This window comes from Streptomyces sp. NPDC056580, assembly GCF_042793175.1.
Classification (GTDB): Bacteria; Actinomycetota; Actinomycetes; order Streptomycetales; family Streptomycetaceae; genus Streptomyces.
The window spans coordinates 234,280-260,235 of the sequence record NZ_JBHTVE010000006.1; the positions used below are offsets into that span (position 1 = coordinate 234,280).

Here is a 25,956-nt window from a genome sequence, read left to right on the forward strand (position 1 = left end):
TATTAGTCGAATCCGGCAGGAGCCGGGCGCGATGCATCTCGTTACGCCCCGCCCACCGTGGAGGCCGCGCTGACCAGCGGCAGATCCACCTGGCCCCCGGCGTGCCGCCTCAGTGAAACCCTTCTCGTCCTGAGATTCGGGGCCGATGGCGCAGGCCTGGTGGGGGTTCGTGACGTGGCAGGGCTCCTGGTCGTTCGGCTGGTGACCCCACCCATCAATGCCCGGACGTAGGAGCCCTGTTGGTCCCGTATCGAGCCACGCTCGACATTCCGCATGAGGTAGTCGAGTACGTCTCCTGGCTCATCTACGCCCAAAGGCGTGAACTGCGTTCGCGCTGGCGGCGGCTGAGCTGCTTCCAGCAGGCCGTCCTCGTGCTGGTGCACCTGCGCAAGAACGAGACACTGCAGCAGGTGGGCGCCGGGTTCGGCGTCTCCACCGCCACTGCCGGTCGGTATGCGACCGAGACCGTCGACGTCCTGGCCGATCACGCTCCCACCCTGCTGGACGCGCTGCACCACCATGATCCGAACGAGTTCCTCATCCTGGACGGCACGCTGATCAGGACTGACCGGGTGGCCGTCGACGAGCCGTACTACTCTCAAAAGCACCGCCATCACGGGATGAATGTGCAGGTCCTCGCCCGGCCGGGCGGCACTGCGCTGTGGTTTTCGCGTGCTCTGCCCGGGCGGACCCACGACCTCACGGCCGCTCGCGCTAACGGAGTGATCCAAGCGTGCCTGACCAGGCAGATCCTGGTGCTCGCCGACCGCGCGTACCGCGGGGCCGGCGCAACGGTCCGCACCCCCTACTATGGCCGCGACCTACCCGAGAAGTACGCCCAGTTCAACCGGGACCACGCCCAGCTGCGGGCACCCGGCGAGCGAGCCTTCGCGCGTTTAAAGGAGGGCGATTCCCGTCTGCCGCACCGTTGTCGGGTGCGGCTCCGGGCGGGTTCCCGCTTCGCCGCGCTGTGCGGGGACGGGTCCCCGTCCTACCTGCGCTCCACCGGCTGTCACGGCCAGTCCGGCCGCCTTTGCGACGTTGACCGCCGCGTTGATGTCCCGGTCCAGGACGGTCCCGCATGCCCTGCACGTCCACACGCGCACGTGCAGGGGCTTGGGGCCGTCCTTGACGCCGCAGGCCGAGCACAGCTGGGAGGTCGGCTGGAACCGGCCGATCTTCACGAAGGTGCGCCGGTACCGGGCGGCCTTGTACTCCAGCATGCCCACGAACGCCGACCATCCGGCGTCGTGCACGGACTTGGCCAGACGCGTGCGGGCGAGTCCCTTCACCGCCAGGTCCTCCACCGCGACCGCTTGGTTCTCGCGGATCAGCTTCGGGGGTGCGGAAGTTCTCGGGCCGCATGATGCCGGCCTTGGTGATCAGCACGTTGGTCTCGGGGAAGCGCGTCTGGACCGTCTCGGCCGCCATCGTGACGGATGCCTGGTCGGTGGTGTCGAGCACGACGGCCTCGATACCAGGACGCTCGGCCGTGATCCGGCGCGACCGCTCCTCGCGGCGTCCGGCGATGATGACCTTGTTGCCTGCCGCGTGGAAGCGCAGGGCCAGGCCGAGCCCGATGCCCGAGGTCGCACCGGGGACGAAGATCGTGTTTCCCGCGGTCTTCATGATGTGGTCACTTCTGTCCGTGCTCCGGGTTGGACGGTCGATCCGACGCGTTGCCAGTGCGTGCGGGCCCCTGGTCAGGCGACGGCGGGAAGATCCGCCCCCGTGCCAGTCAGCTGGGCCGCGAGGGACCACAGCCGCGCGGCCGTCTGCGGGTGGAGGGCGGTTTCCGCGAGCTTGCCGATCTTGGGGTGGCCCTTCATGCCGCCGAGCCGGTCCGGGCCGACGTACGCGTTTCCTGGGAGGTCCTGGGTGGCGGCGAACAGCGTCGGGAGGGCGCCGTGTTCCACGTCGTTGAAGAGGAAGCGCAGCGCGCGGGTAACCTTGCCGGGGACGGTGTGGGTCGCCAGATTGGTGGCGGCGATGCCGGGGTGCGCGAGGAACGACCTGACGGGGCTACCGGACGCGGTGAGGCGCCGCTGCAGCTCGGTGGAGAACAAGGTCAGGTTCAGCTTCGAGTCGTTGTAGGCGGCCGTGCCCTTGTAGGGCCGGAGCTGCCCGGCGAGATCCTCCGCGTCCTTTAGGTGCGTCCTGCCCATCTTGTGCAGCTGCGAAGTGACGGAGACGACCCGGTCGGTCAGGTGGGGCAGGAGCAGGTTCGTCAGCGCGAAGGGTCCGAAGAAGTTTGTCGCCATCTGCAGCTCGAACCCGTCGGCCGTTCGGCTGAGCGGCACGTCCATGATCCCGGCATTGTTGATCAGGACGTCGATCCCGCCCGACCACTGGGCCGCGAACCGCCGGATCGAGGCGAGGTCGGACACATCGAGCTCACGTACCTCGGCGCGTCGTCCCGGGAATGTCGCGGCGACCGCCCGCCCCTTGTCCACCGAGCGGACGGCGAGGACCACGAGCGCGCCCACCCTGGCCAGTTCACGCGCGGAGATCAGGCCGATCCCGCTCGTCGCCCCCGTGATCAACACGGTGCGGCCCGTCATGTCTGGCAGATCGGCTGTAGTCCATTTCGTCATGGTGTCCATCCCGTCGTTCCGGCGCGGGCCGTTGGGGCCGCGCTCAGCGTCTCGGGCCTCAACGGCCCTGGAACCAGTCGATCCGCAGCCGCAGCGCGGAACAAGGACGCGCTCATCCACTGATTCGCAGGCCGTGGATAACCGCCGGGCCCTTCGCCATAGTGGTCGTGGACGAGGATCTCGGCACGTCGCGGGAGGAACGGGAGTGAGCATGGACCGATCGGATCTCGGGGCCTTCCTCCGAGGCCGCCGAGAGGCCCTGCAACCCGAGGACGTCGGGCTGCCACGCGGGCCCCGGCGGCGGGCCCGCGGCCTGCGCCGGGAGGAGGTCGCCGAACTGTCGGGCATGTCCACCGACTACTACGCCCGCATCGAGCGGGGAACGGGCCCGCAGCCCTCGGAACAGATGATCGCCGCGATCGCCCGCGGATTGCGCCTGACCCTGGCCGAGCGCGACCACCTGTTCCTGCTCGCCGGCCACGGCACACCGCGTCCCGCCCTGCGCGGCGACCACATCAGCCCAGGGCTCCTGCGCATCCTCGACCGGCTGCACGACACCCCGGCGCAGATCATGGGCAGCCTCGGCGAGACACTCGTCCAGACCACCATGGCGACGACCCTGCTCGGTGACCAGACCCACTACACAGGCCCGGCCAGGAGTGCCGTCTACCGGTGGTTCACCGACCCCTCGTCGAGGCTGATCTACCCGGTGTGCGACCACCCTCTCCACGGACGTGCCTACACCGCCCAGCTACGGCGCGTCGCGGCCCGGCAAGGCCCGCAGTCACCGGCCGCCGCCCTCGCCCGCCGACTCCTCCACGAAAGTGAGGAGTTCGCGGTCATCTGGAGCGAGCACCAGATCGACCTCGCGTTCACCGACGAGAAGCGTCTGGCCCACCCCGAGGTCGGCGAACTCACCCTCCACTGTCAGGCGCTCCTCGACCCCGACCGGGAACACTCACTCCTCGTCTTCACGGCCACGCCCGGCACGGAGAGCTATGAGAAGCTGCAGGTACTGGCGGTCATCGGCACCCAGCGGCTGACTGGCGACCCCCTCGCTGACCACACCACAAGCCCGCCTCCTCAGACACGGCGAACCAGCAGCCTCGGCTCGTAGCCGCTCCCGTTCCTCACGCTCCGCCCCTCGCAAGCGGCTGGCCGGTGACGGCGCCGCCGGGGCGTCCGAGGTGGGCGAGCCGCTGCGCTTCGCCTGCGAAACCCACGAGTGCAAGGTCCCGGGGTCGATGTCCAGTCCTCGGCGACCTGCGGGATCGTCTTCCCGGTTCCCCTGACGATCCGCACCGCGCCCTCACGGAACTCGGCGTCATACACGCGTTGCCTGGGTGCCATGACTCCCAACTTCCCCTGCTGTGCCGGTTCGGTACGAGGGGAAGTACAGCCAGGAGCGGAGCTTCTTCGGTTCGGCGGCTGCCGCTCCAGCCACGCTTGGTTGACCTGGAAGTGTCGGGAGGGGAAGCGGCCGAAGCCGGTGGTCTTGCTGCAGCGGATGCGGTCCTCGACGCGGGCGTGTGCGCGGTGGCGGACTTCCAGGTGCTGCAATGAGCCTTCGCCGTAGGCGGTGTCGGTGAGGAAGACCTGGTGGCGCATGCCCTCGTCGAGATCGAACAGGGACAGTTGGGCGCGGGGATGCGGGCGCTCGCGGCGGACGGTGATCCGAGTGTCCTCGGGCAGTCCCGGCAGGTCGACCAGGCCGGTGAGCTCGGCGACGTGAACGCCTTGTCGCAGGGTGCCGTCCTGTTCGAGGGCGGGGTGCCAGACCTGGTCAGGCAGTTGGCGTATCGCTCGGCGGACCGGTTCGGTGATGGACCGTCCGACGGAGAAGGAGGTGTGGATTCCGCGCGAGCGGAGGCCGCGGATGTGAGTCAGGAACGCTTTGGCGGATCCGGCGCTGTCCGCGCGGATGAGGATGTCGGCGCCGTGGCGGTGGACATCGGGGAGCTGGGCGAGCGTGGCGTCGAGCACGGTGATGTGGTCCTCGGCGGTGTTGGCCGCGGCGTTGCCGGGCCGCAGCAGGCCGGCCAAGGCCTCGCCGGTGTTGTCGAGGAAGCACAGCATCGGGTGGTAGCCGAAGCCGTGTTTGTAGGTCGGCGCAACTCCGCGTACTGAGCCATCCGGCGTTCGTCACCCGTCCGGATTGAGTACCGCGTACAGCATCTCCAGCAACTCCCCGCCCTCGGGCGTGCCCGGGTCGCCGGGAACCTCGTAGCCGGCCGTCACGCCGAAGGTGGCCCAGGCCCCGGCCGGGACGAAGGTGACGGTTACTGTCACGGTCACCGCCCAGCTCTCCGGCGCCCACGTTCCCGGAGTTTGCTGCCCGGGCACCCGGGCGCGCGGCCTGCCGGCCGTCGCGGGTGCCCGGTCGGGCGGCAGCGGGGATCAGACCTCCGCCACAACCTTCTCGGCAGCGTCCTCGGGAGCCTGCTCGCCCTCGCCGTCCACGGCGGGCGCCGCACCCGCTGCGGTGTCTGCGTAGGCGGTGTACATCACGTTTCCCTGCTGGCGCGTCTTCTCGGCGAGGCCCTTCTGGACGAGGGTCTGCAGGTTGTTGCGTACCGTCTGGGCGGATGTCTTCCGACTGGGGTGGTCCTGCGCGAGCTGGTCGTGGACCTCACGGGCCACGCACGGCTGCCCCGTCTTGCGCAGGATGTCCAGGATGAGCTGCCACAGCGGCGGCCCCGACTTCTCCCCAGCCGCGGCCCTTCCCGCCGACGCCTGCGCGGCGGCGGCCTGCTGGGCCGGGACCTTCCCGACCGACGTCTCCTTCGCAGTGGCCTTCTTCGCGGTTGTCTTCTTCACCGGCTCGGCTGATGCCTTCTTCGGGGCGGCCCTATTCGCGGTGGCCTTCTTCGCCGGCTCGGCCGACGTCTTCTTCGTCGTGGTCCTGGCGGTGGCCTTCTCGGTGGCCCTCCTGCCTGTGGACTTCTTCGCCGGGGCTGTCTTCTTGGCTGCGGCCGTCCTCCTGGCAGGTTGTCTGGGCTGCTCCTCCTTCACCGACTGCTCCTGCCGCTGTCGGGGAACAGTCTGGGCCGCGTCGGCGGCCTCTTCGGCCGGCGCGGAGGTGCCGGCCTGCTCGGCCGTGGCCCCCTGCGGGACCTCGGCCACCCCGGTGGCCGGTTGGTCCTCGGGCACGCTCGACACCGTGGCTCCCGGCAAACTGCCCTGCGCCTGGGCCAACCAGGCTTCCTCGGCCTTGAGTTGGTCCAGGCGCTCCTGCAGACCGGCGATCTGCGCGGTGACCTCGCTCTGCTCCTCGCGGTTGGCCGCGAGGTCATCGGAGTACTGCTGGGCGTACTTGTTCTGGATGGGGGTCCTCGCGGGCTCGTCGGCCACGACCACACTCCTTGCCTGGTTGTTGCTGCCGGATGCTAGCCACTGTGACAGAGCGACAGTTGCTCTTGCCCACCGTCATCACTCTTGCGGTGAGAGTGGAGCCCGGCTTACGAGGTCGTGAGCGAATGAGTTGGGGCGTGCTGGTCTGGGGTTTCGGCTGGTAGGTGATTCAGCGGGTCGTCGGGGTGACGGGCACGAGTGCGGTGCTCACTTTGCGGTGGGTGGCACGTTGGGCGGCGCGGTCGGAGACCAGGCCGGCGATGGCGCGGTGGGTGGCCGGGTAGTGCTCACGACGTCCGAGGAACCGCTGCAAGGGGCGCCACTGCTTGTGCTCGGCGTTGGCGTGCTCGACGCAGATCCGGCGTGAGGATTGGCGGCGGCGCATCTCACGCCATCCGTACCGCTCGGTCAGCGGCATGTCCTCCAAGTCTTTCGGCTTCTTGGGCGGTGCCGAGATCTGGTCGGGGAACTCGTTGGCCAGGCCCCGGTAGCCCTCGTCGACCTCGGCTCTCACGTCCGGGTGGAGGCGGAGCTGTTCGGCGATGCCTTCGGTGCGCATCGCGGTCTGGTCGTGCATTCTTCCGGGCCGGTCGGCCCCGGACCACAGGGTGCGGCCCTGGGCGTCGCTGATGGTGGTGGTCTTCATGGTGTTCTGCTTCTTCTTGCCGGAGACGAACGCACAACGGCCGGGCCGGTGGGCCCTGGGGCGGCGGACCTGGGTCTCGGTGCCGTCGATGCGGAGCGTGATCCCTTCGGTTGTGGCGTATGCGCAGACATCGGCCAGCGTGTGCAGCCGAAGCCCCGGCCGGTCGGGGACGGCGAAGCCCCGCGCGGCCAGCAGCGGACGGATCTCGCCGATCGCCCTGGTGATGGTGGACCGCTCCAGGCCGTAGAGCTCCGCGAGGGCGGCGTGCGGGAGTTGGTGACGCAGGTGGACCAGGGTGACCAGCACCCGGTCGGTGAAGACGAGGGCGTGCTTTGGTCCGGCACCAGGCCGCTGCCTGCGGTTACCGCCGCGCCGCTCGTGCAGTGCGGATTCACAGCGCGCGGTCCACGGCCCGGCCAGCTCGTCGATCAAACCGCCGAGATGTGCACGGGAGATGCCGGTGAAGGCAGGATGAGACAGGGCCGCACGGGCCCATTCCCTCGTCATCACACAGGAGGAACCCGCGCGGCTCTCTCCGCGTTACGGGCCGCTTGGGCGCTATCGCTGGTTGTGGTCCGAGAGCGCCGATGCGGTGGCGCGGGCGAAGTCTTCCGGGTTGTCCAGCATGATGTTGTGCCCGCAGTCCGGGATGGAGACCACGGCCACCCCGGCTTCGGTGAGCGCATCGGTTCCCCGGAGCGGGCCGTCGGCCTCGGGCAGCAGGTAGGTGCGGGGGATCTTCAGGTCCAGCAGAAGCTCACGCATGGTGGGGACGGTGCCGCGGGTGAGGTGGACCGCGCTGCGATGCAGGGCCTCCCGGCCTGCCAGGCGCATCGTGGACCACCAGTGGGAACCAGCCCGGTCACGAATCTCTTCCCAGCCGCCCGCCAGGAACTCCTCCTCGGAGTACGCGGCGATGCCGCTGCTGCCCGCGGCGCCCGGTACGGGCGGGATCGGGTCAAGGTTGGCGTCGACCAGGACCAGGCGGGAGACCAGATGGGGGTGCCGGGCGGCCAGGACGATGGCCACCGAGCCACCCATGCTGTGCGCGATCAGCTCGGTGCCCATGACACCCGCGCTGTTCAGGGCCGCGACAAGGGCATCGGCGTGGGATTCCAGGGTGTAGTCGAAGTCCGTCGGCCGGTCGCTGATGCCGTGCCCGAGCAAGTCGATCAACAGCGAACGACGTCCGGCGAGCAGAGGATGAACCGCAACCTCCGCGAAGTAGGCCGGCGACGTGGCGCCCAGACCATGGACGTAGACGCGGGACGGCTCCTGTCCAGGCAGCTCAACCCAGCGGATCTGGCCGCCCTCGGGCGTCACGGCGGCACTGCGCACAGCCTGCTCCCCTCCACTCCAGATCGACGGAGAGACGAGATTAGCCACCGGGCCTCAGTGCACCGTCACCGCCCCCAGCAGTGGACGCGGCGTGGGCACCAGAAGCTTCGGGCCTCGTTCAAGACACCCAACCCGATTTCGTTCACAACGTCGTTAGAGGCCGCGCAAATAGGCTCGTGGCTCCGGCCCCTGCTACCGGGTTCGGGTCTGTCGTGGGGCGTTTCACTGGTGCCGTCGTGAAGTGCCCGGCGCAGCGTCATGGGCGTCCGATTCGGTCGGCTGGTAATCAACTTGGGCCGGATGGACCGAAGCGAAAGCTGTGGTGAGCTGGTCCAGCAGAGGTACTGCGCAGGGGTGGGGGTCGCGGCGTGGCGTGATCGCGTAAATCCCACGCGTGGGGGGCCCGACGAGGGGCGTGGTGGTGACGTCGGCCCGCAGCGCGCACGTCATCACCCCGGGTATCAGCGCGATGGCATGACCGGTAGCGACCAGGGCCAGCTTGCCGGGCAGATCGGCCGCGGTGAGGTCGATGCGGGCGCTGACTCCCGCACGGGCGGCGTGCTGGCGCAGGAGCGCCGCAGAGCCGTCGTTGTCCTCGACCCAGGTCTCGTCGGCCAGCGCCTGGATGCGCACCGGTCCGCACCCGGCCAGCGAATGGCCGGCGGGCAGTACGACGACCATCTCGTCCAGCCCGAGGAACCGCCGGTCGACCCGCGGGTCGGCGGCCAGCCCCGGCGGAGCGTCTGTGACGACGGCGATGTCGAGATCGCCCGCGATCACGCGGCCGTGCAACTGTGCGCTCAGGCCGGGGAGCAGGCTCCACCGAACCGGTCCGGCCTGCCTCAGCAGGCCCCGGAGAGCCTCAGGAACGATCCCCGCGGCGAGAGACGGAGTTGCTCCGATGGCCAGGGGCCGATCACACACCCCGTTACAAACATCTCGTACCGCGCGAACGGTGCGGTCGGCCTCGTTGAGCGTGGCGAGGGCATGGCGCCGGAATACCTCACCGGCCGGCGTCGGACGCACACCACGCGCATGGCGCTCCACCAGAGGCACGCCGAGCTGCCGCTCCAGCCCGGCGATCTGCCGGGAGACGGCCGATTGCGTGTGATTCAGCTCGGCTGCCGCCGCTGACAGCGATCCGACCCGGCACACGGTCACGAAAGCCCGCCACACAGTCAAGTCCACGACGGCAGTATGGCAGTCGGTATGCGGACTCCGCAGGGCTGGCTTGCGAAATCTGCGCTTGCCGCATCTATCGAGGTGCACCAATGTGGCGCGCATGACCACACCACACACGACTGCCGTCCTCGGTCTGGGGCGCATGGGTGGCGCGATCGCGACACGACTGGCTGCCCAGGGCTTGGACGTCGTCGGCTGGACGCGCTCAGGGCGCGCGTCAGGCACTGTGAGGATGACCGGCGACCCGAACGAGGCCGTGGCCCAGGCGGACCTCGTCCTCCTGGCACTGTTCGACGGCCCGGCCTGCCAGAAGGTCCTCGACGATGTCACTGACTCGCTGCGAACGGACGCGATCGTGCTCAACACCAGCACCATCGCCCCCGCCGAAGCAACGAGGCTGGCCCGGCGACTTGGCCCGTCCTACGTCCACGCGCCTCTTCTCGGCTCGGTGTCGGCTGCTGCCGCCGGCGCCCTGCAGATCATCGCCGCCGCCGACCAGGAGGCACTTGACCGAGTTCGACCGGTTCTGGAAACGCTGGGCACCGTCCGGCACGTGGACGACGCCTCCACCGCCGCCGCGCTCAAACTGATCGCCAACAACAGCCTCGCCGGAGCCGTCCTCGCGCTGCGCGACTCACTGCGGCAAGCCGACGCCCTCGGCCTGCCCCGTACCCAAACGCTGGACGTCCTCGAACTCGGCCAGCTCGGCGGGCTCGTGGCCCGCAAGCGACCCTTCCTCCTCGGTGAGCCAACCGCTGCCACGGCCGAATTCACGATCGGTGCGCTGGCCAAGGACATGGCTCTGCTGGCCACCGCGTCGGATACCCCCTTGCGCAGCGCGGCTGGCCTGGCCGACACCCCTGCTGCCCTTGAGGCCGATATCGCTGTTGCCGCCACGGTCCCCGCCGTGGAGGACGCCGTACTCGAACCGCTTCGCGCCTACATCCGCGGACACGCCACCGGCGACCCCTCCCACTTCCGCGACGCGTTCCTTCCCACCGGCCACATCGAAGGGATCCGAGACGGCGCATTCGTCTCCTGGCGCCTGGATGAGTACTGCACCCTCTTCCAGGGCCAGCCGGCCCCGGACGAACCGACCCGCACCCGCCGCATCGACGCCATCGATGTCCACGCGACCGTCGCGACCGCCACCATGACGCTCTCGCACGGGGCAGACACGTTCACCGACATCTTCCTGCTGGTCCTCGCCGACGGCAGCTGGCGCATCGCCAACAAGGCGTATCACCGCCACGACTGAGAACGGGAACCGATCCATGTCCTCGGAGAACGATCCCTACCCACATGGGGAACGATCTTCAGAGTCTCTTGTCACCGCACGTCAGCCCCACTCGTGAACACCCCAGTTCACCCCACACCAACCATCAGATCGCCGAGGGACAACTGTGCCCGCTTTGCCACGATGGCTGACCGAACCGCTGTGGAACCAGTTCACCGTGCTGCTGCCCGAGCGGCCGTGCTACCACCCGAACCATCCGCTGGGCTGCCATCGCAGGCGGATCAGCGACCGGATCGTCTTCGACAAGTTGCTGCAAGTCCTGCGGTTCGGCTGCTCCTACGAGGCGATAGCCGACAGCACCTGCTCAGCCAGCACGATCCGCAACCGCCGCGACGAATGGATCCACCTCGGAATCTTCAGCAAGCTCAAGCGGATCGCACTGGACGCCTACGACCGCATCGTCGGCCTGGAACTGGACAGGATCGCCATCGACGGCGCGATCACCAAAGCCCCCGGAGGCGGCGAAGCCGCCGGCCGTTCCACAGTGGACCGTGGCAAACAGGGCCTGAAACGCTCCGGCATGACCGACGGTTACGGAATCCCCCTCGGTCGAGTCCTGGCCGGAGCGAACCATCACGACTCCCCACTACTGGCACCGACCCTCGACCGACTCTACGAACTCGGCCCGCTCCCGACTGGCATCACCGTGCACCTGGATGCCGGATACGACTTGGACATCACCCGCGCTCTCCTCGACGCACGTGCGAGGACGCTGCCGCCGGCGGCCGGGGCGACCATGCCGCGCTCGGTCATCATCATGGTGGTCGCCGTGCCGAGCCCGAGCGGCTCGCGGCCGTCGCGCCGCTTCTACAAGCAGTCAGCTGCCCAAGAGGAGAGTGATCGCGACGGGCCCTTGGGATTGCGGCCCGACGGGCTGTCCAGGACCTGACTCGGAGGACCTGATGCGGCACAGCATGACACGCACCGCGGCACAACCACAGGCAGGGGGCGTCGGGCCCCATGGAACCGGACCGGTGGTGTGTGCTTTGGCGTACGCTCGCGGGCCCGTGGCGCATGCTGCGTTGCCACTTCGGCGCCCGTAGTGTGCTCTACCAGCTTTGGTCCGCGGCGCGGACGAACACCTCGTTGACGGCTACACGACGGTCGCTGGTGACGATGTAGGCGACGGCGTCGGCGATGTCCTCGGGCTGGAGCCTTTCGATGGCCTGGGTCTGAGCCTCGACGCCCGCACGCAGTTCCTCACGAGTGTGGGAGACGAGTTCGGTATCGACGTTGCCCGGTTCGACCACGCTCACGCGTACGCGCAGCGGCTGCATCTCGTGGCGCAGCGCTTCGCTGAACCCGTTCACCCCGAACTTCGTGAGGTTGTACACCGCGGTACCCGGGTGGGCAACGCGCCCGGCCGACGAGCTGATGTTGACCAGGTCTGCCGTCCGCCGGGGCTCCCGCTCGGCCGCCTTGATCAGGTGGGGGAGCGCTGCCGTCGTCACGTACAGCAGCCCCATCACGTTGATGTCGACCATCCGTTCCCACTCGCCTTCCGGCGCGTCCGCGAACGGGCCGACCAGCATGGCCCCGGCGTTATTGACGACCGTGTCGAGGCGGCCGAACGCGGCTACGGCCTGCCCGACGGCCTCATGGGCGGCCGCCGCGGTGGTGATGTCGGAAGTGATGGCCTGTGCGGTGCCGCCCTCGTACTCGATGGCGGCGACCACCTCTGCCAGGCGGTCCGCAGCAGCGGGATCGGAGCAGCCACCGCGCGGCGGCTCGCGCAGGAAGGGGCTTCCGTCGCGCTCGTGGCCCGCCGGGCCCGCCCTTCTAAGGCCAGCCCGGAACGCATCGAGCAGGCCTACCGGGCGGTGCGCCGTCACAACGTTGCCCGCCATCTCCTCAGGCGCCTCAACCGTGGCGGACGCGGTACGCGAGTGGAGATCCACCCGATCAAGCCAGTCCCAGGTGCCGCAGCCGCTGCAGCGCGTGGTGGAGTATCGGACGATGAACGTGCGCCGCTGGGACCGCATCGTCGGCTCCTGGGCGGCTGGTGACCGTCAGGATCTCGACGCCGCGTGGCAGGACACGATCGTCGACCTTGGCTCGCAGTGGGGCCAGTACGAGTACGTCACCAATGTCGGCTTCGCCGCATAGAGCCCGGCGCCGGAAGGTGGTCTTCGGCGCCTGCTGGGATGGCGTACGGTGGGGGATACCGACGCGGGGTGGAGCAGCTCGGTAGCTCGCTGGGCTCATAACCCAGAGGTCGCAGGTTCAAATCCTGTCCCCGCTACTGCCGAAGAGGCCCGGATCTATACGATCCGGGCTCTTTCGTGTTCCCGGCACGAGTTCACGTCTGACTACTGCCCGGCAGGAGGCCCGGCCGTCCTTACTGCCTGCTCGAGGTGATCGATCCCAGGCCGTTCTCGCTGGACGCTCTGCGGCGAACGGAGGAGTCGTCGGTGACGGTGCGCGGATCGCAGTGGCTGGCGTCTGTACAGTGCAGGGTTGCCATGCGCGGTCCGCGATGGGATCTCGTCGCAGGTTCTGGTGGGCACAAAGCCGGTATGCGCATAACCGTCACCGAGCCGCCGTGCCGTGTGGGACCTGCGCCGTGGTCCACCTGGCCACGTGGCATGCCACCCGCAGGCCGGGTGTCCGCGGAACAGCGGTAGTTCTCGCGCAAGCACGTCTCATGCGCCGGTGACTCCGTCGATCTGTTCGCGAATGAGATCAGCATGGCCGTTGTGACGTGCGTATTCCTCGATCATGTGCACCATGATCCAGCGAAGGGAGACCCCCTGATCGCCGACGAAACCCGCTTCCTGTTCGGACAGGCGGCCGGAATCGTCCAGCGACGCGTCAGCGATCAGCTCACGGCCTCGGGCGACCTCGGCCTGCCAGGCAGCCCTCGCCTCGTCGAGCCCTCGGTCCGGCCGGAGGGCATAGCCGTCGACGTTGTCGTCCCCGAAGACCGGCGGCACATCCTGAGCTGCGAATACACGCTGGAACCAGTTGCGTTCCACCTCAGCCACGTGCTGAACGAGACCGAGCAGCGTCATCGACGAGGGTGGCACTGCAGCGAGCCGTAATTGATCATCCTTGAGGCCGGAACACTTCAGGGCAAGAGTTGCACGGTGAAAGTCCAGCCACGCCTCCAGCATGGCACGCTCGTCAGCATGCGCGGGTGGGATAGGCCGTCCATCCGGTGTCGTATTCATGGGCGCACCATGGCAGCAACCGCCGCCGCCCACGACCACCTTCGCTGGCAACGAACACGCATCCCTTCCCCGCCCAAGGCGAGGGACCTTTCGAAGCGGCTCATCACCCAGGCGAGGTCGTCCTGCAGCAGTCCCTGCGCGACCTGGATGCGGCGTACCGGAACTTCTTCGACGCCCTGAAGGGCAAGCGCCCGCGCGTGGGCGCTCCCCGGTACAAGTCCCGCAAGGACACCCGGCAGGCCGTCCGGTTCACCGCGAACGCCCGCTGGTCGATCACGGCGGGCGGGAAGCTGCGCCTGCCGAGGATCGGCGGTCGGGGCCGGCGAAGGCGCGGTTGGCTGTGGTGTTGCGTCGCAGTACGGACCAGATGCCTTCGACCGGGTTGAGGTCGGGTGCGTAGGGCGCGAGTTGGTATGACGAACAAGCTGCGGCAGATCGACCGTCTGCGGGACTGACTCCTCAGCCCTGCCAGTGCCGACGCCGGGGGTGCGGGTACAGCAGGGGATCGTCCGGAGGGATGGGGTCGTCGTCGGGCAGCGAGAAGTCGTCGTCGGTGACGTGGGCTGCGGCCTCCTCGGCACTGGCCGCTCCTCCGTCGATTCCCACGTCGTAGGCGACCTCGTCCTTCTCGGTATCGGGATGTGCGCCCTCGTCCGGGGCCATCAGGCGGCCGGCGCGCGCCTCACCCGCCTCCGGGTCGATGAGCTCGCCGTCGCCGCCGGGCAGGTCGCCCACCCCGTCACCCTCCGGGTCCCGTACATCCGGCTCCTCTTGGACCAATCGCTGGTCGAGGCTCTCGCCCGCCCGCTGCTCGGCCGCGGTCGTGCCGTACTTGGTGACGCCGAGCGGCTTCTCGGGCGGGGAGTACCCCTCGTCGAGGAGTTCGTCATAGCTCGGTTCGTCGACCGCGTCCTCCAGGTCGTCCAGCCGTGCGCCGTCCACTTCGCGTACGTCGTTCTCGGTCGGCTGATAGACGTCGTCGGCCATCGGGTCGGTGTTCACGGGTGGCCTCCGTCCATCAGTGGCGCTTACTAGGAGCGTCGACATCCGCGTTTCCCGGTATTGCCGTCCCAATCAAATTGCTTGGCCGCAGCACTGGTTGAACTCCGGACAGCGAGCGGAGAATTACCCTCCGGTCAAACTTGAACAGTCAATCAGCGGGGCATCACACCCACACGCTGTGACCGCCCGTCGACGCAGCGGCTGCACGGTGGTGCCCGGGCCGCAGTACTGTACGGCAAGATCTACGCCGAAATCCGCTTCCGCGAGCGCCTGGCCGACCACCCCCCGCACCGCCCCCGCCACCGCGGGTAATCCCGGACTGGATCGCCAACTCCCATGCCCTCGTCCACTCCGACCCCCCGCCCACTGGCGCCTGCACCTCGCCCAGCACCACCGCATCCTGGCTCCCTCGCCGACCGCGGCCGCACCCAGGCCACCGCCCCGCCCGCCTGGGCCCGCCCCCTCGGCACTCCGCCGCCCACCAGCGCGCCCCGGCGCCGTCACGTCTGGACCACAACCGCAGCGCTCGCCGAGCTGTGGCGCACCCGCCGCGCCATCACTGGTGTGCCGGGAGTGGGCCCGCGCCCCGCCGGCCCGGACGACGCGGCGGCCTGGGACGACCTCGATGCCCGAGTGCGCACCCTGACCGGACGCCGTCGCGCACTGCACCTGCCGCCGCCCGCTGGGGCGCAGCTACCTTCGCACGGCCGGGGCGCACGCTACGGGCTGACCGGTCGTGGGGGTGGGGGCCGTTGTTTTGGACGTTGTCGACGGCTGTGGAGACCGGGCGTGCGGCGAGGTGGCCGTCGGGGGGTCGTCGCGCCCGGCCCGGTCCGGCTGGAGGGACGGGCCTGGTCGGGATGGGCACCGGTGACCGGTGTGGAGGTGGGCACGGACGGCGGCCCGCGCCGGGGGCCGGCCGTACTCGCGCCCGACGACGGACACCGCTGGGCCTGGCGCCGCTGGACCTGCGAGTGGTCCGCCGAGCCCGGCGACCACGTGCTGAGCGTCCGAGCCCGCGACGCGGCCGGGAACACCCAGCCACTGGAACAGGCGTGGAACCGGGGCGGCTTCGCCAACAACCTCGTCCAGCGGGTGCCGGTGTTCTGCCCGGACCCCGGCGGCGCCGCCTGACGGCGCCGCCGCGGCCGGGGGTCGTGCCGGAGGCCAGGAAGGGTGCCCGGACGCGGCCCGGACACAGGAGGAGAAAGCGCCGTGGGCGCGGGCCCGGCGGGAACTGTCGGACGGGGCCTGGCGTGCGGGTTCCGGTCAGGACCGGTGCGCGAGGTGGTGCGGCGGCTCGGGCCGGCGCTCGCCGCTGGGCATGACGGGGTGCCGCCCGAGTACGAAGACGCCGGTGAGCGCCGCCACCACACCGGCCGCCTGCCAGGCCAGCGCGCCCGGCGTCGTACGCAGCTCGTCGTGCAGGAAGCCGATGCCGCAGGCGATGCCGCTCAGCGGCTCGGCGGCGCTCAGCGCGGGCAGCGACAGCCGCAGCGGCCCGGCCTCGAAGGCGCTCTGCACCAGCAGCAGCCCCACCACCGCGAGCGACACCACGCCCCAGGGCTGCCAGGAGGTCAGCAGCCCGACGAACCCCTCGGCCCCGAAGATGCCGCCGCACACCCGGGTGAGCGCGTCCTGCAGTCCGTAGAGCGTGCCGGCCGCCGCGGCCAGCAGGGGCGGCCGGTGCAGCAGCCGCAGCCGCTGGGAGGCGAACACGAGGATTCCGGCCACCCCCAGCACACAGCCGACCACGGCCCAGTGCCGCAACGCGCCGACCTCGCCCTGACCGCTGTGCGGGCGCCCCGCCACCACGAAGGCCGCGACGCCGCCGCTGAGCGCGAGCGCCCCCAGCCACCCCGACCAGCCCAGCGGCTGGTCGCCCATCCACCGGGCCAGGGCCATCGCGAACAGCAGGTTCATGGTGAGCAACGGCTCCACCTGGGCCAGGCTGCCCTGCGTCAGCGCGAGCGCGCCGAGGATCTGGCCCACGACCATGCAGCCGATGCCCGCCAGCCACAGCGGCACCCGCACCAGGTCCAGCAGCAGCCGGAAGGACAGCATCAGGGACAGCGGTTCGCGTTCGGCCGCGTGCTGCTGGAGCACGAAGCCGAAGCCCAGCAGACACGCGGCGGGAAGGCCGAAGAGGTACACCACGGCGTGCCATCCTCCTGCCCGGACCGGGCGAAGGCTCCGGACGGCGGGACCCCGGCCGGGACCGCCCCGCAAAGAGCACCCGCATGGCTCAGCGCCGTGCCGGCCGCCCGCCGGCGCCGGCGCCGGCGGAGCGCCGCCCGGCCCCGTGTGCGGTCACCTCACCGGTTCGGCGCGAAGGCGCCCGGCCGCACCGCGCCGGACGGGCTCCCGCGCCCGCGGGCCGGCGCCGCCGCACGTTTGAAAGCCATGGGCTCCGGCTATCCCTCGATGGTCGCCGGCGCCGCCGGGCGCACGGCCCGTGGACGCACGGGGACGGGCGGGGCCGAGACGGCGTCCCCGCCGGGCCGCCGGCGGACCCCGGGGCCGCGCCGGGGACCATCACTCGAGGAGGTTCAGCTTGGGACGCGCCACGGCGGATCCGTACCCGGCCCCGTCCACCCTCCCGCCGGGCGCCGCGTCCACGACGGGCGTGGCGCTGGTGACGGGCGCGTCCTCCGGGATCGGCGCGGCGGTGGCGCGGGCCCTGGCGGGGGAGCGGTGGACGCTGCTGCTCTCCGGACGCGACCGGGCCCGGCTGGACGCGGTGGCGCGCGAGACGTCCGGCGTCGCGATCCCCTGCGACCTGGCCGGCGCCGACGGAGCCCGGCAACTGGCCGACCGCGCGCTGCGCCGGGCGCCGGGCGTCGATCTCCTCGTCGCCGCGGCCGGCGTGGGCTGGGCCGGGCCGTTCACCTCGATGCCGGGCAGCGAGGTGGACCGGGTGCTCACCGTCGACCTGGCCTCGGTGGTGCACCTGGTCCGCGAGATGCTGCCGCAGATGGTGGCGCGCGGCCGCGGCCGGCTGGTGCTGATCGGCTCCGTCGCGGGCTGCGTCGGGGTGCGTGAGGAAGCGGTGTACTCCGCGGCCAAGGCGGGCATCGGCACCTTCGCCGACGCGCTGCGCTACGAACTGGACGGCACCGGCGTAGGAGTGACCCACGTAGTACCCGGTGTCGTGAGCACACCGTTCTTCGCCAGGAGAGGGGTGCCCTACTCCCGCCGTCACCCGCGTCCGGTACCGGCCGAGCGGGTGGCCGCGGCGGTCGTGGCCGCGGTGCGCGGCGGACGCCACGAGGTGTTCGTGCCCGGCTGGCTGCGCCTCCCGGTCGCGGTGCGCGCCCTGGCCCCCTCACCGTACCGGCGCCTGGCGGCCCGGTTCGGCTGACCACCGGCCGGCGGCCCGTCCGGGTCCGGCGACCACCGGATCCGGACGGACCTGAAGGGAGACGCGCATGCGGAGCGGTGCCGACCGGGGCCGGCTGCTCACCGCGGCCCTCGCCGCTCTGCCCGTGCTGGCCGCCGCCGCCCATATCGCCCCGGCCGCCACCTGGCTCCCCGGGCCGCGCCGCGCCTGGCTGCCGTCGCTCGCCGGCACCGGCCGCGCGGACCACGTGGCGCTCACCTTCGACGACGGACCCGATCCCCGCTCCACCCCCGCCTTCCTCGCCGCGCTGGACGAGCTGGCGGTCCGCGCCACGTTCTTCGTGCTGGGCGAGCGGGTGCTGGCCCACCGGCGCCTGAGCCACGAGATCGTCCGGCGCGGTCATGAACTCGCGGTGCACGGCTGGACGCACGACCGCCCCTGGCGGCCCGCCCCCGTCCGGGAGACCCGGCGGCTGGTCCGGGCCGCGCACGCCGTGGCGGAGGTGTCCGGCACGAGCCCCGTCTGGTACCGGCCCCCGTACGGCATCCTCACCGGCGACCGGCTGCTGGCCGCGCGCCGCGCCGGGCTGCGCCCGGTCCTGTGGACCGCCTGGGGCCGCGACTGGACGGCGGGCGCCACCGCCGGTTCCGTGACGGCGACCGTCCTGCCCGACCTGCGGGGCGGCGGCACGGTGCTGCTGCACGACTCCGACCGGCACGCCGCCCCGGACTGCTGGCGCGCGGCGCTGGCCGCGCTGCCCCGACTGGTGGCCGCCTGCCGCGAGGCGGACCTGACCGTCGGCCCGCTCGCCGAACACGGGGTCGGGTGCCGGGCCGGTTCGGCTCGCGTCGGTTGACCCGGCTGGTGGGGGGTGAGGTGGGGAGTCGTTCCGGCTCGCGTACGGCGTCATCGTGCGCCGGGCTGTGGGGTTCGGGTGTGGGGTCAGTACAGCCCGCGTCGGTTGACCCGGTTGCCGGGCGTGAGGTGGGGAGTCGTTCCGGCTCGCGTACGGCGTCGTCGTGTACCGGGCCGGGGGGCGGGGGCCGGGTTGGTTCCATTCGCGTCGGTCGTCCCGGCTGCCCGGACGTCAGGTGCGGAGACGCTTCGGCTCGCGCATGGCGTCATCGTGCGCCGGGCTGTGGGGTTCGGGTGTCGGGCCAGTACAGCCCGCGTCGGTTGACCCCGCCCCCCGGCGTCAGGAGCAGAGACGTTCCAGCGGGCCCACGACGTCGCCCCGCAGCAGGCCGCGGCCGCCGGGTGCCGGAGTGGCCGAGGTGAGACGGTCCAGGCACTGCAGGAGCTGCCACGGGTCGGTGGCGTGCTCGGTCAGGCCGAGCGACGCCATGCGGTGCACCCCCTCGGCGCCGTGGCCCGGGATGGGCCGGTACCCGACGACCGGCACACCGACGGCCAGCGCCTCCAGCGCCGTCTGCCCAGCCGCGTTGTCGACCAGCGCCGCGCACGCCGAGAGCAGGCCCGGCATGTCGTCCACCCAGGACAGGGCGAGCGTTCCCGGCGCCTTCGACACAAGGCGGCGCAGGCGCTCGTTGCGCCCGCACAGGACGACCGGCAGGTACCCGGCGGAGGCCAGCAGCCGGGCCGTCGCGCCGAGCCGGCTGCCCGCCCCCCACGCACCGGCCGACAGCAGCACCGGCGGGCGGTCGCCGCCGGCAGCGAGGCGCCGGCGCCAGGACGCCTCGCCGGACGGGTGCGGGCGGAACCGTTCCGGCAGCAGCGGACCGCAGGCGGTGGCGGGGCGCCCCAGGCGGTGCCGCACCTCCCGGGCGATCTGCGGGGTGAGGCACAGGTGCAGGTCGTTGCCGTGGTGCAGCCACTGCCGGTGGACGGCGAAGTCGGTGATGACCACCGCGCTGGGCACCGCCAGCCGGCCCCGCGCCCGCAGGCCGCCGGTGAGCTGGGCGGCGAGATGGAAGACCGCCACGACCGCGTCGGCGCGCTCGCCCGCCACCACCGCCCGCAACCGGTCGCCGGCGAGCGCGGCAAGCGGCGCGCTGCCCGGCCGCAGTCCCGCGCCGCCCCGGAAGAAGGCGGCGTAGATGCCCCCGTAGAGGGCGGGCGCGTGCCGGATCGTCGCGCGGTAGAAGCCGCGCAGCCCGGCTCCGGCACGGGCGGGCAGCAGTTCCAGCACGTCCCGGTGCACGGCCTCGTGCCCGGCCGCGCGCAGCCGCCGGGCCAGTTCGCGTGCCACCGCGTCATGGCCCGAGCCCATGCTCGCGCTGACCAGCAGCAGCCGGCTCACGGCAGATGCCGCACCGGCGCGACGTCCCGCACCCGTCCGGCCGGGCGGACGCGCGGAGCGGACCGGGGAGCCGGGCGGCCCGGGCTCGGCTGGTGGCACGTACGCGGCATGGTCACCTCGTGGGGGCGGCGGACGGCGGGAACGACGGGGTTCCCCGGCACCGGCCGCAGGGGGCGCCGGCCGGTGCCCGCCCGTCGCGGACGGGCGGGTACGAACAGGTTTATCACCGCGCACGGCGGATACGTCTTTGTTCGCTTTGCCTATCTTTGTCCATCGATCGACCGAGCGTGCGGTGGCCGCCCGCCGAGTCCGCCCGCGAACGACAGGCAGTCGCATGAACGTGCTCACCGTCATCACGGCGCTGCTGTCGGCGCTGTCCAACGGGGCGGCGTCGGTCCTGCAGCGGCGGGCCGCGGTCGAACCCGACGAGGTCTCCGGCCGCGGCGCCCGCGCGGCGGCGGCCCGCCTGGCAGGACTGCTGCGCCGCCCCTTCTGGTGGGCTGGAGCACTGGCCATGTGCGCCTCCGCGGTCTTCCAGGTGATCGCCCTGGATTCCGGACAGCTCTCGCTGGTGCAGCCCCTGCTGGCCAGCGAACTGCTGTTCACCCTCCTCATCGGCGCGATCGTGTTCCGCCGCCGGCCCAGGGCCGCCACCTGGCGCGCCTTCGCCGCGCTGGCCGGGGGACTGGCGCTCTTCCTGCTCAGCGCCTCCCCGGCGCCCGGCGGCGACCGGGCCTCCGACTGGGAGTGGCTCGCCGTCGGAGGCGGGCTGGCGTGCGGCGTCGCCGTCCTGCTGGCAGCCGCGAGGCGCATGCGCGGCCCGCTGCAGGCCGCCACTCTCGGCTGTGCGACCGCCGCCTGCTTCGCGGTCACGGCGGCGCTGATCAAGGAGGTGACCGGGAGGTTCCCGGAGGGTGCCGTCGCGGTCCTCACCACCTGGCACACCTACGCCGTCGCCGTCACCGGCCTGCTGAGCGTCCTGCTGCTCCAGTGGGCGCTGCGGGCCGGCACCCTGGCCGCCTCCCAGCCGGCCCTCACCCTGGGTGACGCCCTGATCAGCGTCATCCTCGGCGGCCTGCTCTTCGGCGAGAGCATCGCCCTGGGCTGGCGCGTCGTGCCCGAGATCGCCGGCATCCTCCTCATGGCGCTCGGCATCGTCGGCCTGACCCGTTCGCCCGTGATGTCGACGGGCCGGACCTGGGACGCCGCGGAGCCGGAACCCACCCGGGCCCGGCGGGACGCCTGACCGGGAGGCGGCCCCGGCCGCGCCGCGGTGCCGGCCGGCCGGCCGGAGCGGGGCGGTGGACGGGCATTGCGCCAGGCGGGTGACCGGCGACGCGGGACAACGGTGTCCGGCGGCCCGCTGCGCGACGCCACGCGGGTCCGGGGCGGCGGTCGGGGGGCGGTCCGGGCGGTGACACAGGGGGGAACGAAGACGGTCGGCGCCGTCGCGGGAGGGCCGATTGTCAGTGCCGTCTGATTAATTCCGGTGCAGAGAGATCGACATGGCCCGAAGTGGGTAATCGGTCGTCAGTTCCTGCCGTAGGAGGCCGTTCTTGATGCAGATGATGCTCCCGCGTCACCAGAGATCCCAGGGTGCCCCGCTCGGCCGCGGCGCCGCCGATCTCCTGCGCATCATCGCGGACCCGAGCACCACGGTCTTCCTGACGGTGCACGAGGGAGGGCGCCGCCGGTACGCGTACTGGCAGCCGTTCGACCCGGCCACCGGCAGGGGCGGCGGGTACATGGCGCTGCCGGTGGCCGAGTGCGACGCGCTGCACGCGGCCGGACGCATCGTCCTCGGCGACCCGCTCGTGGACCCGGGCAAGGTCACGTACCGCGTCAGGTCCGCCCCGGCGCGGTCCGTCCGCGGGAACGCCGTGCGGCAGATGGCCCGGGCGGCCTGAGGCCCGGGCGGGCGCACGGCGCGTCCGCCGGCCCGCCGCTCGCGTCCCGTCCGGCGGTGTGACACGTGCGATGGGCGTGGTTCCCGAGTTCCGCACCAGGTGGTAGACACAGCGGGGTCACAGTTCCTGTCCGCCAGCAGGAAGGTTGCTGCCGCATGTCTGCAACACGCCGTCAGGTCCTGGCCCGGGCAAGTGCCGTGGGGGCGGGTATCGCCTTCACCGGGGCCCTGTCCGAGCTCTTCGCGGGCACCGCCGCCGCGCAAGGCCTGGGCGACACCGGCTACGGCCCGCTCGTCCCGGACCCCCATGGACTGCTCGACCTGCCGAAAGGTTTCCGCTACACCGTGCTCTCGCGCGAAGGCGACCGCCTCCGCTCGGGAGAGGGCCCGGTGCCCTCGAACCACGACGGCATGGCCGCGTTCGCCGGCCCCGCGAACCGTACGCACCTCGTCCGCAACCACGAGAACCGGGTCACCGCGAAGATCCCCGTCCCGACGGTCGCCGGCCTCACCTACGACCCGGCGGGCAAGGGCGGCTGCACGGCGCTGACCCTGGACGCCGGGCGGCGCGTGCTGTCCGAGCGGGTCGCGATCGCCGGCACGGCGGTCAACTGCGCCGGCGGCCGCACACCCTGGGGCACCTGGCTGACCTGCGAGGAGACCGAGGACCGGGCCGGCACCAACGGCTACACCAAGGACCACGGATTCATCTTCGAGGTCCACCCCACGGACCCGCACCGCACCGGCGCCGTCCCGCTGACCGCGATGGGCCGCTTCCAGCACGAGGCGATCGCCGTCGATCCGCGCCACGGCGTCGTCTACGAGACCGAGGACGCCTTCGACAAGCCGTTCGGCCTCTTCTACCGCTTCCTGCCCGACAAGCCGCTGGGCGGCGTGGGCTCGCTGCGGGCGGGTGGCCGGCTCCAGGCGATGCGCGTGCCCGGCGTGCCGGACCTCTCCACGGTCCAGGAGACCGGCGCGCACTTCGACGGCGTCGAGTGGGCCGACGTACCCGACCCGCTGGCCACCGGCACTCCCACCCGGCTGCAGGACTACGGCCCCGGCGGCATCACCCACGCGCAGAAGCTGGAGGGCTGCTACTGGGGAGGGAGCTGTGTGTACTTCGTGTCCTCCTTCGCCCGCGGCGCGGACGGCTCGGCGGCCGATCATCACGGGCAGATCTGGCGCTACGACCCGGCGCGCCGCCGGCTGACCCTGGTCGTCGTGTTCGGCCCGGACACCGATGTGCAGCTCCCCGGCGAGTCGCCGGACAACATCTGCCTCGCCCCCAGCGGCGGCCTGATGGTGTGCGAGGACGGCAACGGCGCCCAGTACGTCTTCGGCGTGACCCGCGCGGGCGAGGTGTACGCGATGGCACGGGGCCGGCAGAACATCGGGACCGCGCAGGAGCCCGAATGGGGCGAGTTCGCCGGCGTCACCTTCGCCCCGGACGGCCGCACGATGTACGTCAACTGCTACACGCCCGGCACCACCTTCGCGGTGACCGGGCCCTGGCGCAGGTAACGGGGCGCAACCGCCGTCATGGCGGGACGGGGCACTCGCCCCGCCATGACGCGGAGGTCCAGGGGCGTCCGGTCGCTACCGCACGACGCGGTGCCTGCGGCCGCCCCGGTGCAGGCGCACGGCCGCGTACACGAGGTCGGCCAGCAGCACGACGGCACCGATGATCAGCAGGTAGAACAGGCCGTGGGCGGCGAACCCGATGATGCCCAGCACGAGGGCCACGAGGATCAGCAGCAGGAACAGGCTCATCGGCTCTCCCGGTGGCTTCGGCCGCTCGGCGGCGGCCGGTTGGACGTGGCGGTCGTCGGTCGTTCCGTGCGTGGCGGCCGTGCCGGAGACGGCGTCCGGAGACGGTCGTCCCGCGACGGCCGGTCGGTGGGCGCCGGCCGTCCGGTGACTGTCATCCGGTTGCGGCCGTCCGGTGACGGCCATCAGGTTGCGGCGGTCCGGAGACGGCCGTCCGGCGGCGGTCGTTCAGCGGCGGGCCAGGCGGCGTTCGCCGCCGGCGCCCGGCGCGTAGTCGAGTTCGTAGTGCGCGAAGACCGCCGGCTCGTCCGACGCCGGCAACTCGCCGTCGGTGTCGATGGCGGGAGCCTTCTTCACCGCGTCCTTCGCGAACGCGACCCGCAGGTACCCCGGTCCGACGGTCGCTCCCGCGAGCGGCACGAAGGCCAGTCGGCGGCGGGTGGGCAGCCCCACGGTCACCGTGGCGAAGGACGGTCTGTCGGTGGCGGTGTCGACGTAGACCGACTCCAGTGTGCCGATCTTGTGCCCGCCGGAGTCGACCACGTCGTGCCCACGCCACTCACGGATGTCGCCAGCCTCGAACATCATGAACCTCCGCAGACCTGGTACCCGCGTTCGGCCGCCTGATGTCCGCTGACGGGCCCGGCGCGCCTCCCGGGTCCGCGCCCTGGTCCGGGGCCGTCCACGCGCCTAAGGGGCCGAGTGCGGGCAGAGTCGACCGCGACGGACGTGCACCGGCCACCGCGCCCGACGCCCGACGGACACTACGTCGTCATCGGCGGGCGGCGCTGGCGGACGACCGACCCGTCCCTTCCCGGGGAGGCCGCCGCCCGCCTGCGACGGCGCCTCATGGCGGCGGCTCGCCGCGCGGTGCGGTCCGCGACCTCCGCGGGGGACCCGCAGGCCGAACGGTCGGCACGCGCATGCGTGCACCGCCCCAAGGTCGCGCTGGGCGAGCGCGGCGCACCCTGGTGGGAGCAGTCCGGGGCCGAGCGCCGCCGGCGTCGGCAGGACGGACTCGCCCGGCTCGACGCGGACGGGCCGCGACGACCCGCTCAGGACATCAGGCGCTCCCGGTCCCCCATCACCACGACGGGCCGGGCGGCCGGATCGAGGGTGCGCAGCAGGGTCCGCATGCCGGACTCCGGGATCGTGACGCAGGCGGACGTGCCGTCCCCGTGGTCCAGGTGCAGCCAGATGCCACCGCCCCTGTCCACGCCTTCGGGACGCGACCAGTCGTAGGGCGGGGCGCCCACGAGGCGGTTGTAGTTGATGGCGATGACGTAGTCGAAGTCGTGTGCGTGGGCCGCGTCGTCGGTGATCGTGGAGGCGAAGGCGTGGTCGTCGTGCCAGTACGGCAGCCGGCTGCCCGGATTGCCGAGCGTGCCGCCCGCGTCGGTCAGGCCGAACACGCCCACGGGTGTGCGCTCGTCGTCCATGCGGTGCTCCGCGGTCCAGCCCAGCCTGCCGTTGTGCGCGGGCCACGCGGCCCGGCGTTCCCATCCCGAGACCCCCCGCTCGTAGAGCACGAGGAAGCTGTCGGGCGAGTTACGGCTGTCTCCGTAGACGACCACGACCTGGCTGGAAGAGGCCGGCACCTGCTGCCACATCCGGTCACCGACCCCCGGCGGGCGTGAGCCCACGGACGCCGGGGGAGGGGCCGACACCGCGTGATTGCTCGTACCCGGCGCGCCGCCCGGGCCCTTCGGCTCGTCGGCGTCGCACGCGTCCGTCGCCGCCAGCAGGAGGCCGCAGGCCAGGGCCGCCCCTATGGCGTGCCGCGCCCCGCCGCGCCGCGGCCGCCGGGACGTGGACCCCGGGACGGACCCGGTGACTGTGGATCTCCGCATGATCAGGATCCTGAGGCGCGCGTCCCGGGCCCGCATCCAGACCCGGCATCCGGCCCAACCCGGCACGCCCGCCGTGGGAGCCGGGCCATCGGGCACTCCCCGTATCACTACGCTCACATGAGGCAGTGGATGTTCACATGTGCAAGCCGAAGTGATTGACCCCGACTGATCAGGGAACCCGGAGCCCGTCGACCGGCCGGTGCCGACCGCCCACACGGCCGCACCGGCGGCTGTGGTCCATTCGCAGGGG

The 25,956-nt window shown here is 71.8% G+C and carries 22 protein-coding genes, 1 tRNA gene and 8 pseudogenes; 13 read left to right on the forward strand and 18 right to left on the reverse strand.

Annotated features, from left to right (window positions below):
- Positions 1–236: 236 nt before the first annotated feature.
- A pseudogene (locus tag ACFQ9Z_RS14850) lies at positions 237–941 on the forward strand (transposase family protein); the annotation flags it as partial.
- Here the strand turns inward: ACFQ9Z_RS14850 and ACFQ9Z_RS14855 are convergent.
- From ACFQ9Z_RS14855 to ACFQ9Z_RS14865, 3 genes and pseudogenes are all read right to left on the reverse strand, one after another.
- Positions 897–1,337, reverse strand: a pseudogene (locus tag ACFQ9Z_RS14855) (RNA-guided endonuclease TnpB family protein); the annotation flags it as partial. The pseudogenes ACFQ9Z_RS14850 and ACFQ9Z_RS14855 overlap by 45 nt on opposite strands.
- 67 nt (positions 1,338–1,404) lie before the next feature.
- A pseudogene (locus ACFQ9Z_RS14860) lies at positions 1,405–1,629 on the reverse strand (SDR family NAD(P)-dependent oxidoreductase); the annotation flags it as partial.
- A gap of 74 nt (positions 1,630–1,703) precedes the next feature.
- Positions 1,704–2,561, reverse strand: a complete 858-nt coding sequence (locus ACFQ9Z_RS14865; protein ID WP_383016398.1) for an SDR family NAD(P)-dependent oxidoreductase — start codon at positions 2,559–2,561, stop codon at positions 1,704–1,706.
- 244 nt (positions 2,562–2,805) lie between these two features.
- On the opposite strand from ACFQ9Z_RS14865, the gene ACFQ9Z_RS14870 reads away from it, so the two are divergent.
- A complete protein-coding gene (locus ACFQ9Z_RS14870; RefSeq protein ID WP_383016401.1) occupies positions 2,806–3,711 on the forward strand; it encodes a helix-turn-helix transcriptional regulator in 906 nt (301 codons plus the stop codon).
- Positions 3,712–4,028: 317 nt separating this feature from the next.
- Here ACFQ9Z_RS14870 and ACFQ9Z_RS14875 read toward each other — a convergent pair.
- The 6 genes and pseudogenes from ACFQ9Z_RS14875 to ACFQ9Z_RS14900 form a co-directional block, all read right to left on the reverse strand.
- Positions 4,029–4,700 (reverse strand): annotated as a pseudogene (locus ACFQ9Z_RS14875) (transposase); the annotation flags it as partial.
- A 36-nt stretch (positions 4,701–4,736) separates the two neighbouring features.
- The gene (locus tag ACFQ9Z_RS14880; RefSeq protein WP_383016404.1) at positions 4,737–4,889 is read right to left on the reverse strand and encodes a hypothetical protein; all 153 of its coding nucleotides are present in this window, start codon (positions 4,887–4,889) and stop codon (positions 4,737–4,739) included.
- A gap of 102 nt (positions 4,890–4,991) precedes the next feature.
- Positions 4,992–5,945: a BlaI/MecI/CopY family transcriptional regulator gene (locus ACFQ9Z_RS14885; RefSeq protein ID WP_383016407.1), complete on the reverse strand. Its 954-nt coding sequence runs from the start codon at positions 5,943–5,945 to the stop codon at positions 4,992–4,994.
- Between the two features lie 169 nt (positions 5,946–6,114).
- Positions 6,115–7,098, reverse strand: a complete 984-nt coding sequence (locus ACFQ9Z_RS14890) for a transposase family protein (protein ID WP_383016410.1) — start codon at positions 7,096–7,098, stop codon at positions 6,115–6,117.
- 51 nt (positions 7,099–7,149) lie between these two features.
- On the reverse strand, positions 7,150–7,929 hold the full coding sequence (locus tag ACFQ9Z_RS14895) for an alpha/beta fold hydrolase (RefSeq protein ID WP_383016413.1): 780 nt from the start codon (positions 7,927–7,929) through the stop codon (positions 7,150–7,152).
- Between the two features lie 222 nt (positions 7,930–8,151).
- Positions 8,152–9,117 carry a LysR family transcriptional regulator gene (locus tag ACFQ9Z_RS14900; protein WP_383016416.1) on the reverse strand — a complete coding sequence of 322 codons (966 nt, stop codon included), beginning with the start codon at positions 9,115–9,117 and terminating at the stop codon, positions 8,152–8,154.
- A gap of 94 nt (positions 9,118–9,211) precedes the next feature.
- Between ACFQ9Z_RS14900 and ACFQ9Z_RS14905 the strand changes: the two genes are divergently transcribed.
- Both ACFQ9Z_RS14905 and ACFQ9Z_RS14910 read left to right on the forward strand, forming a co-directional pair.
- On the forward strand, positions 9,212–10,369 hold the full coding sequence (locus tag ACFQ9Z_RS14905; RefSeq protein ID WP_383016419.1) for a nuclear transport factor 2 family protein: 1,158 nt from the start codon (positions 9,212–9,214) through the stop codon (positions 10,367–10,369).
- Between the two features lie 145 nt (positions 10,370–10,514).
- A pseudogene (locus ACFQ9Z_RS14910) lies at positions 10,515–11,105 on the forward strand (IS5 family transposase); the annotation flags it as partial.
- A 352-nt stretch (positions 11,106–11,457) separates the two neighbouring features.
- On the opposite strand, the gene ACFQ9Z_RS14915 reads toward ACFQ9Z_RS14910, so the two are convergent.
- A complete protein-coding gene (locus tag ACFQ9Z_RS14915) occupies positions 11,458–12,255 on the reverse strand; it encodes an SDR family NAD(P)-dependent oxidoreductase (RefSeq protein ID WP_383016422.1) in 798 nt (265 codons plus the stop codon).
- Between ACFQ9Z_RS14915 and ACFQ9Z_RS14920 the strand changes: the two are divergent.
- Together ACFQ9Z_RS14920 and ACFQ9Z_RS14925 are read left to right on the forward strand one after the other, a co-directional pair.
- Positions 12,205–12,514 (forward strand): annotated as a pseudogene (locus tag ACFQ9Z_RS14920) (transcriptional regulator); the annotation flags it as partial. The gene ACFQ9Z_RS14915 and the pseudogene ACFQ9Z_RS14920 overlap by 51 nt on opposite strands.
- 62 nt (positions 12,515–12,576) lie before the next feature.
- Positions 12,577–12,650 (forward strand) — tRNA-Met (locus ACFQ9Z_RS14925).
- Positions 12,651–13,050: 400 nt separating this feature from the next.
- Here the strand turns inward: ACFQ9Z_RS14925 and ACFQ9Z_RS14930 are convergent.
- Entirely contained in the window at positions 13,051–13,578 is a 528-nt protein-coding gene (locus ACFQ9Z_RS14930) for a DinB family protein (RefSeq protein WP_383016425.1), read from the reverse strand.
- 116 nt (positions 13,579–13,694) lie between these two features.
- Here ACFQ9Z_RS14930 and ACFQ9Z_RS14935 point away from each other — a divergent pair.
- Positions 13,695–13,889, forward strand: a pseudogene (locus tag ACFQ9Z_RS14935) (RNA-guided endonuclease TnpB family protein); the annotation flags it as partial.
- 4 nt (positions 13,890–13,893) lie between these two features.
- Here ACFQ9Z_RS14935 and ACFQ9Z_RS14940 read toward each other — a convergent pair.
- A pseudogene (locus tag ACFQ9Z_RS14940) lies at positions 13,894–13,992 on the reverse strand (DDE endonuclease); the annotation flags it as partial.
- Positions 13,993–14,037: 45 nt separating this feature from the next.
- Entirely contained in the window at positions 14,038–14,580 is a 543-nt protein-coding gene (locus ACFQ9Z_RS14945) for a DUF5709 domain-containing protein (RefSeq protein ID WP_383016428.1), read from the reverse strand.
- Positions 14,581–14,916: 336 nt separating this feature from the next.
- Between ACFQ9Z_RS14945 and ACFQ9Z_RS14950 the strand changes: the two genes are divergently transcribed.
- A complete protein-coding gene (locus tag ACFQ9Z_RS14950; protein WP_383016431.1) occupies positions 14,917–15,714 on the forward strand; it encodes a hypothetical protein in 798 nt (265 codons plus the stop codon).
- A 135-nt stretch (positions 15,715–15,849) separates the two neighbouring features.
- Here the strand turns inward: ACFQ9Z_RS14950 and ACFQ9Z_RS14955 are convergent, their stop codons facing one another.
- Positions 15,850–16,737 carry a DMT family transporter gene (locus tag ACFQ9Z_RS14955; protein ID WP_383016434.1) on the reverse strand — a complete coding sequence of 296 codons (888 nt, stop codon included), beginning with the start codon at positions 16,735–16,737 and terminating at the stop codon, positions 15,850–15,852.
- A gap of 397 nt (positions 16,738–17,134) precedes the next feature.
- Between ACFQ9Z_RS14955 and ACFQ9Z_RS14960 the strand changes: the two genes are divergently transcribed.
- Together ACFQ9Z_RS14960 and ACFQ9Z_RS14965 are read left to right on the forward strand one after the other, a co-directional pair.
- Positions 17,135–17,941, forward strand: coding sequence for an SDR family NAD(P)-dependent oxidoreductase (locus ACFQ9Z_RS14960; RefSeq protein WP_383016437.1), 807 nt, complete (start codon positions 17,135–17,137; stop codon positions 17,939–17,941).
- Between the two features lie 67 nt (positions 17,942–18,008).
- Complete coding sequence (locus ACFQ9Z_RS14965; protein WP_383016440.1) at positions 18,009–18,776, forward strand: polysaccharide deacetylase family protein; 768 nt, start codon at positions 18,009–18,011, stop codon at positions 18,774–18,776.
- 339 nt (positions 18,777–19,115) lie between these two features.
- On the opposite strand, the gene ACFQ9Z_RS14970 is transcribed toward ACFQ9Z_RS14965, so the two are convergent.
- Entirely contained in the window at positions 19,116–20,150 is a 1,035-nt protein-coding gene (locus ACFQ9Z_RS14970; RefSeq protein WP_383017160.1) for a galactosyldiacylglycerol synthase, read from the reverse strand.
- Positions 20,151–20,514: 364 nt separating this feature from the next.
- Here ACFQ9Z_RS14970 and ACFQ9Z_RS14975 point away from each other — a divergent pair, with 364 nt between their 5' ends.
- The 3 genes from ACFQ9Z_RS14975 (at position 20,515) to ACFQ9Z_RS14985 (ending at position 23,610) form a co-directional block, all read left to right on the forward strand.
- Positions 20,515–21,426 carry a DMT family transporter gene (locus tag ACFQ9Z_RS14975; protein WP_383016443.1) on the forward strand — a complete coding sequence of 304 codons (912 nt, stop codon included), beginning with the start codon at positions 20,515–20,517 and terminating at the stop codon, positions 21,424–21,426.
- A 313-nt stretch (positions 21,427–21,739) separates the two neighbouring features.
- Entirely contained in the window at positions 21,740–22,087 is a 348-nt protein-coding gene (locus ACFQ9Z_RS14980; protein ID WP_360669273.1) for a hypothetical protein, read from the forward strand.
- Between the two features lie 155 nt (positions 22,088–22,242).
- Entirely contained in the window at positions 22,243–23,610 is a 1,368-nt protein-coding gene (locus tag ACFQ9Z_RS14985; RefSeq protein ID WP_383016447.1) for an alkaline phosphatase PhoX, read from the forward strand.
- Between the two features lie 75 nt (positions 23,611–23,685).
- Here the strand turns inward: ACFQ9Z_RS14985 and ACFQ9Z_RS14990 are convergent, their stop codons facing one another.
- The 3 genes from ACFQ9Z_RS14990 to ACFQ9Z_RS15000 form a co-directional block, all read right to left on the reverse strand.
- Positions 23,686–23,859 carry a hypothetical protein gene (locus ACFQ9Z_RS14990; RefSeq protein ID WP_174266353.1) on the reverse strand — a complete coding sequence of 58 codons (174 nt, stop codon included), beginning with the start codon at positions 23,857–23,859 and terminating at the stop codon, positions 23,686–23,688.
- Positions 23,860–24,084: 225 nt separating this feature from the next.
- Complete coding sequence (locus ACFQ9Z_RS14995; RefSeq protein ID WP_383017163.1) at positions 24,085–24,441, reverse strand: PRC-barrel domain-containing protein; 357 nt, start codon at positions 24,439–24,441, stop codon at positions 24,085–24,087.
- 470 nt (positions 24,442–24,911) lie between these two features.
- The gene (locus tag ACFQ9Z_RS15000) at positions 24,912–25,706 is read right to left on the reverse strand and encodes a hypothetical protein (protein WP_383016450.1); all 795 of its coding nucleotides are present in this window, start codon (positions 25,704–25,706) and stop codon (positions 24,912–24,914) included.
- Between the last annotated feature and the right edge of the window lie 250 nt (positions 25,707–25,956).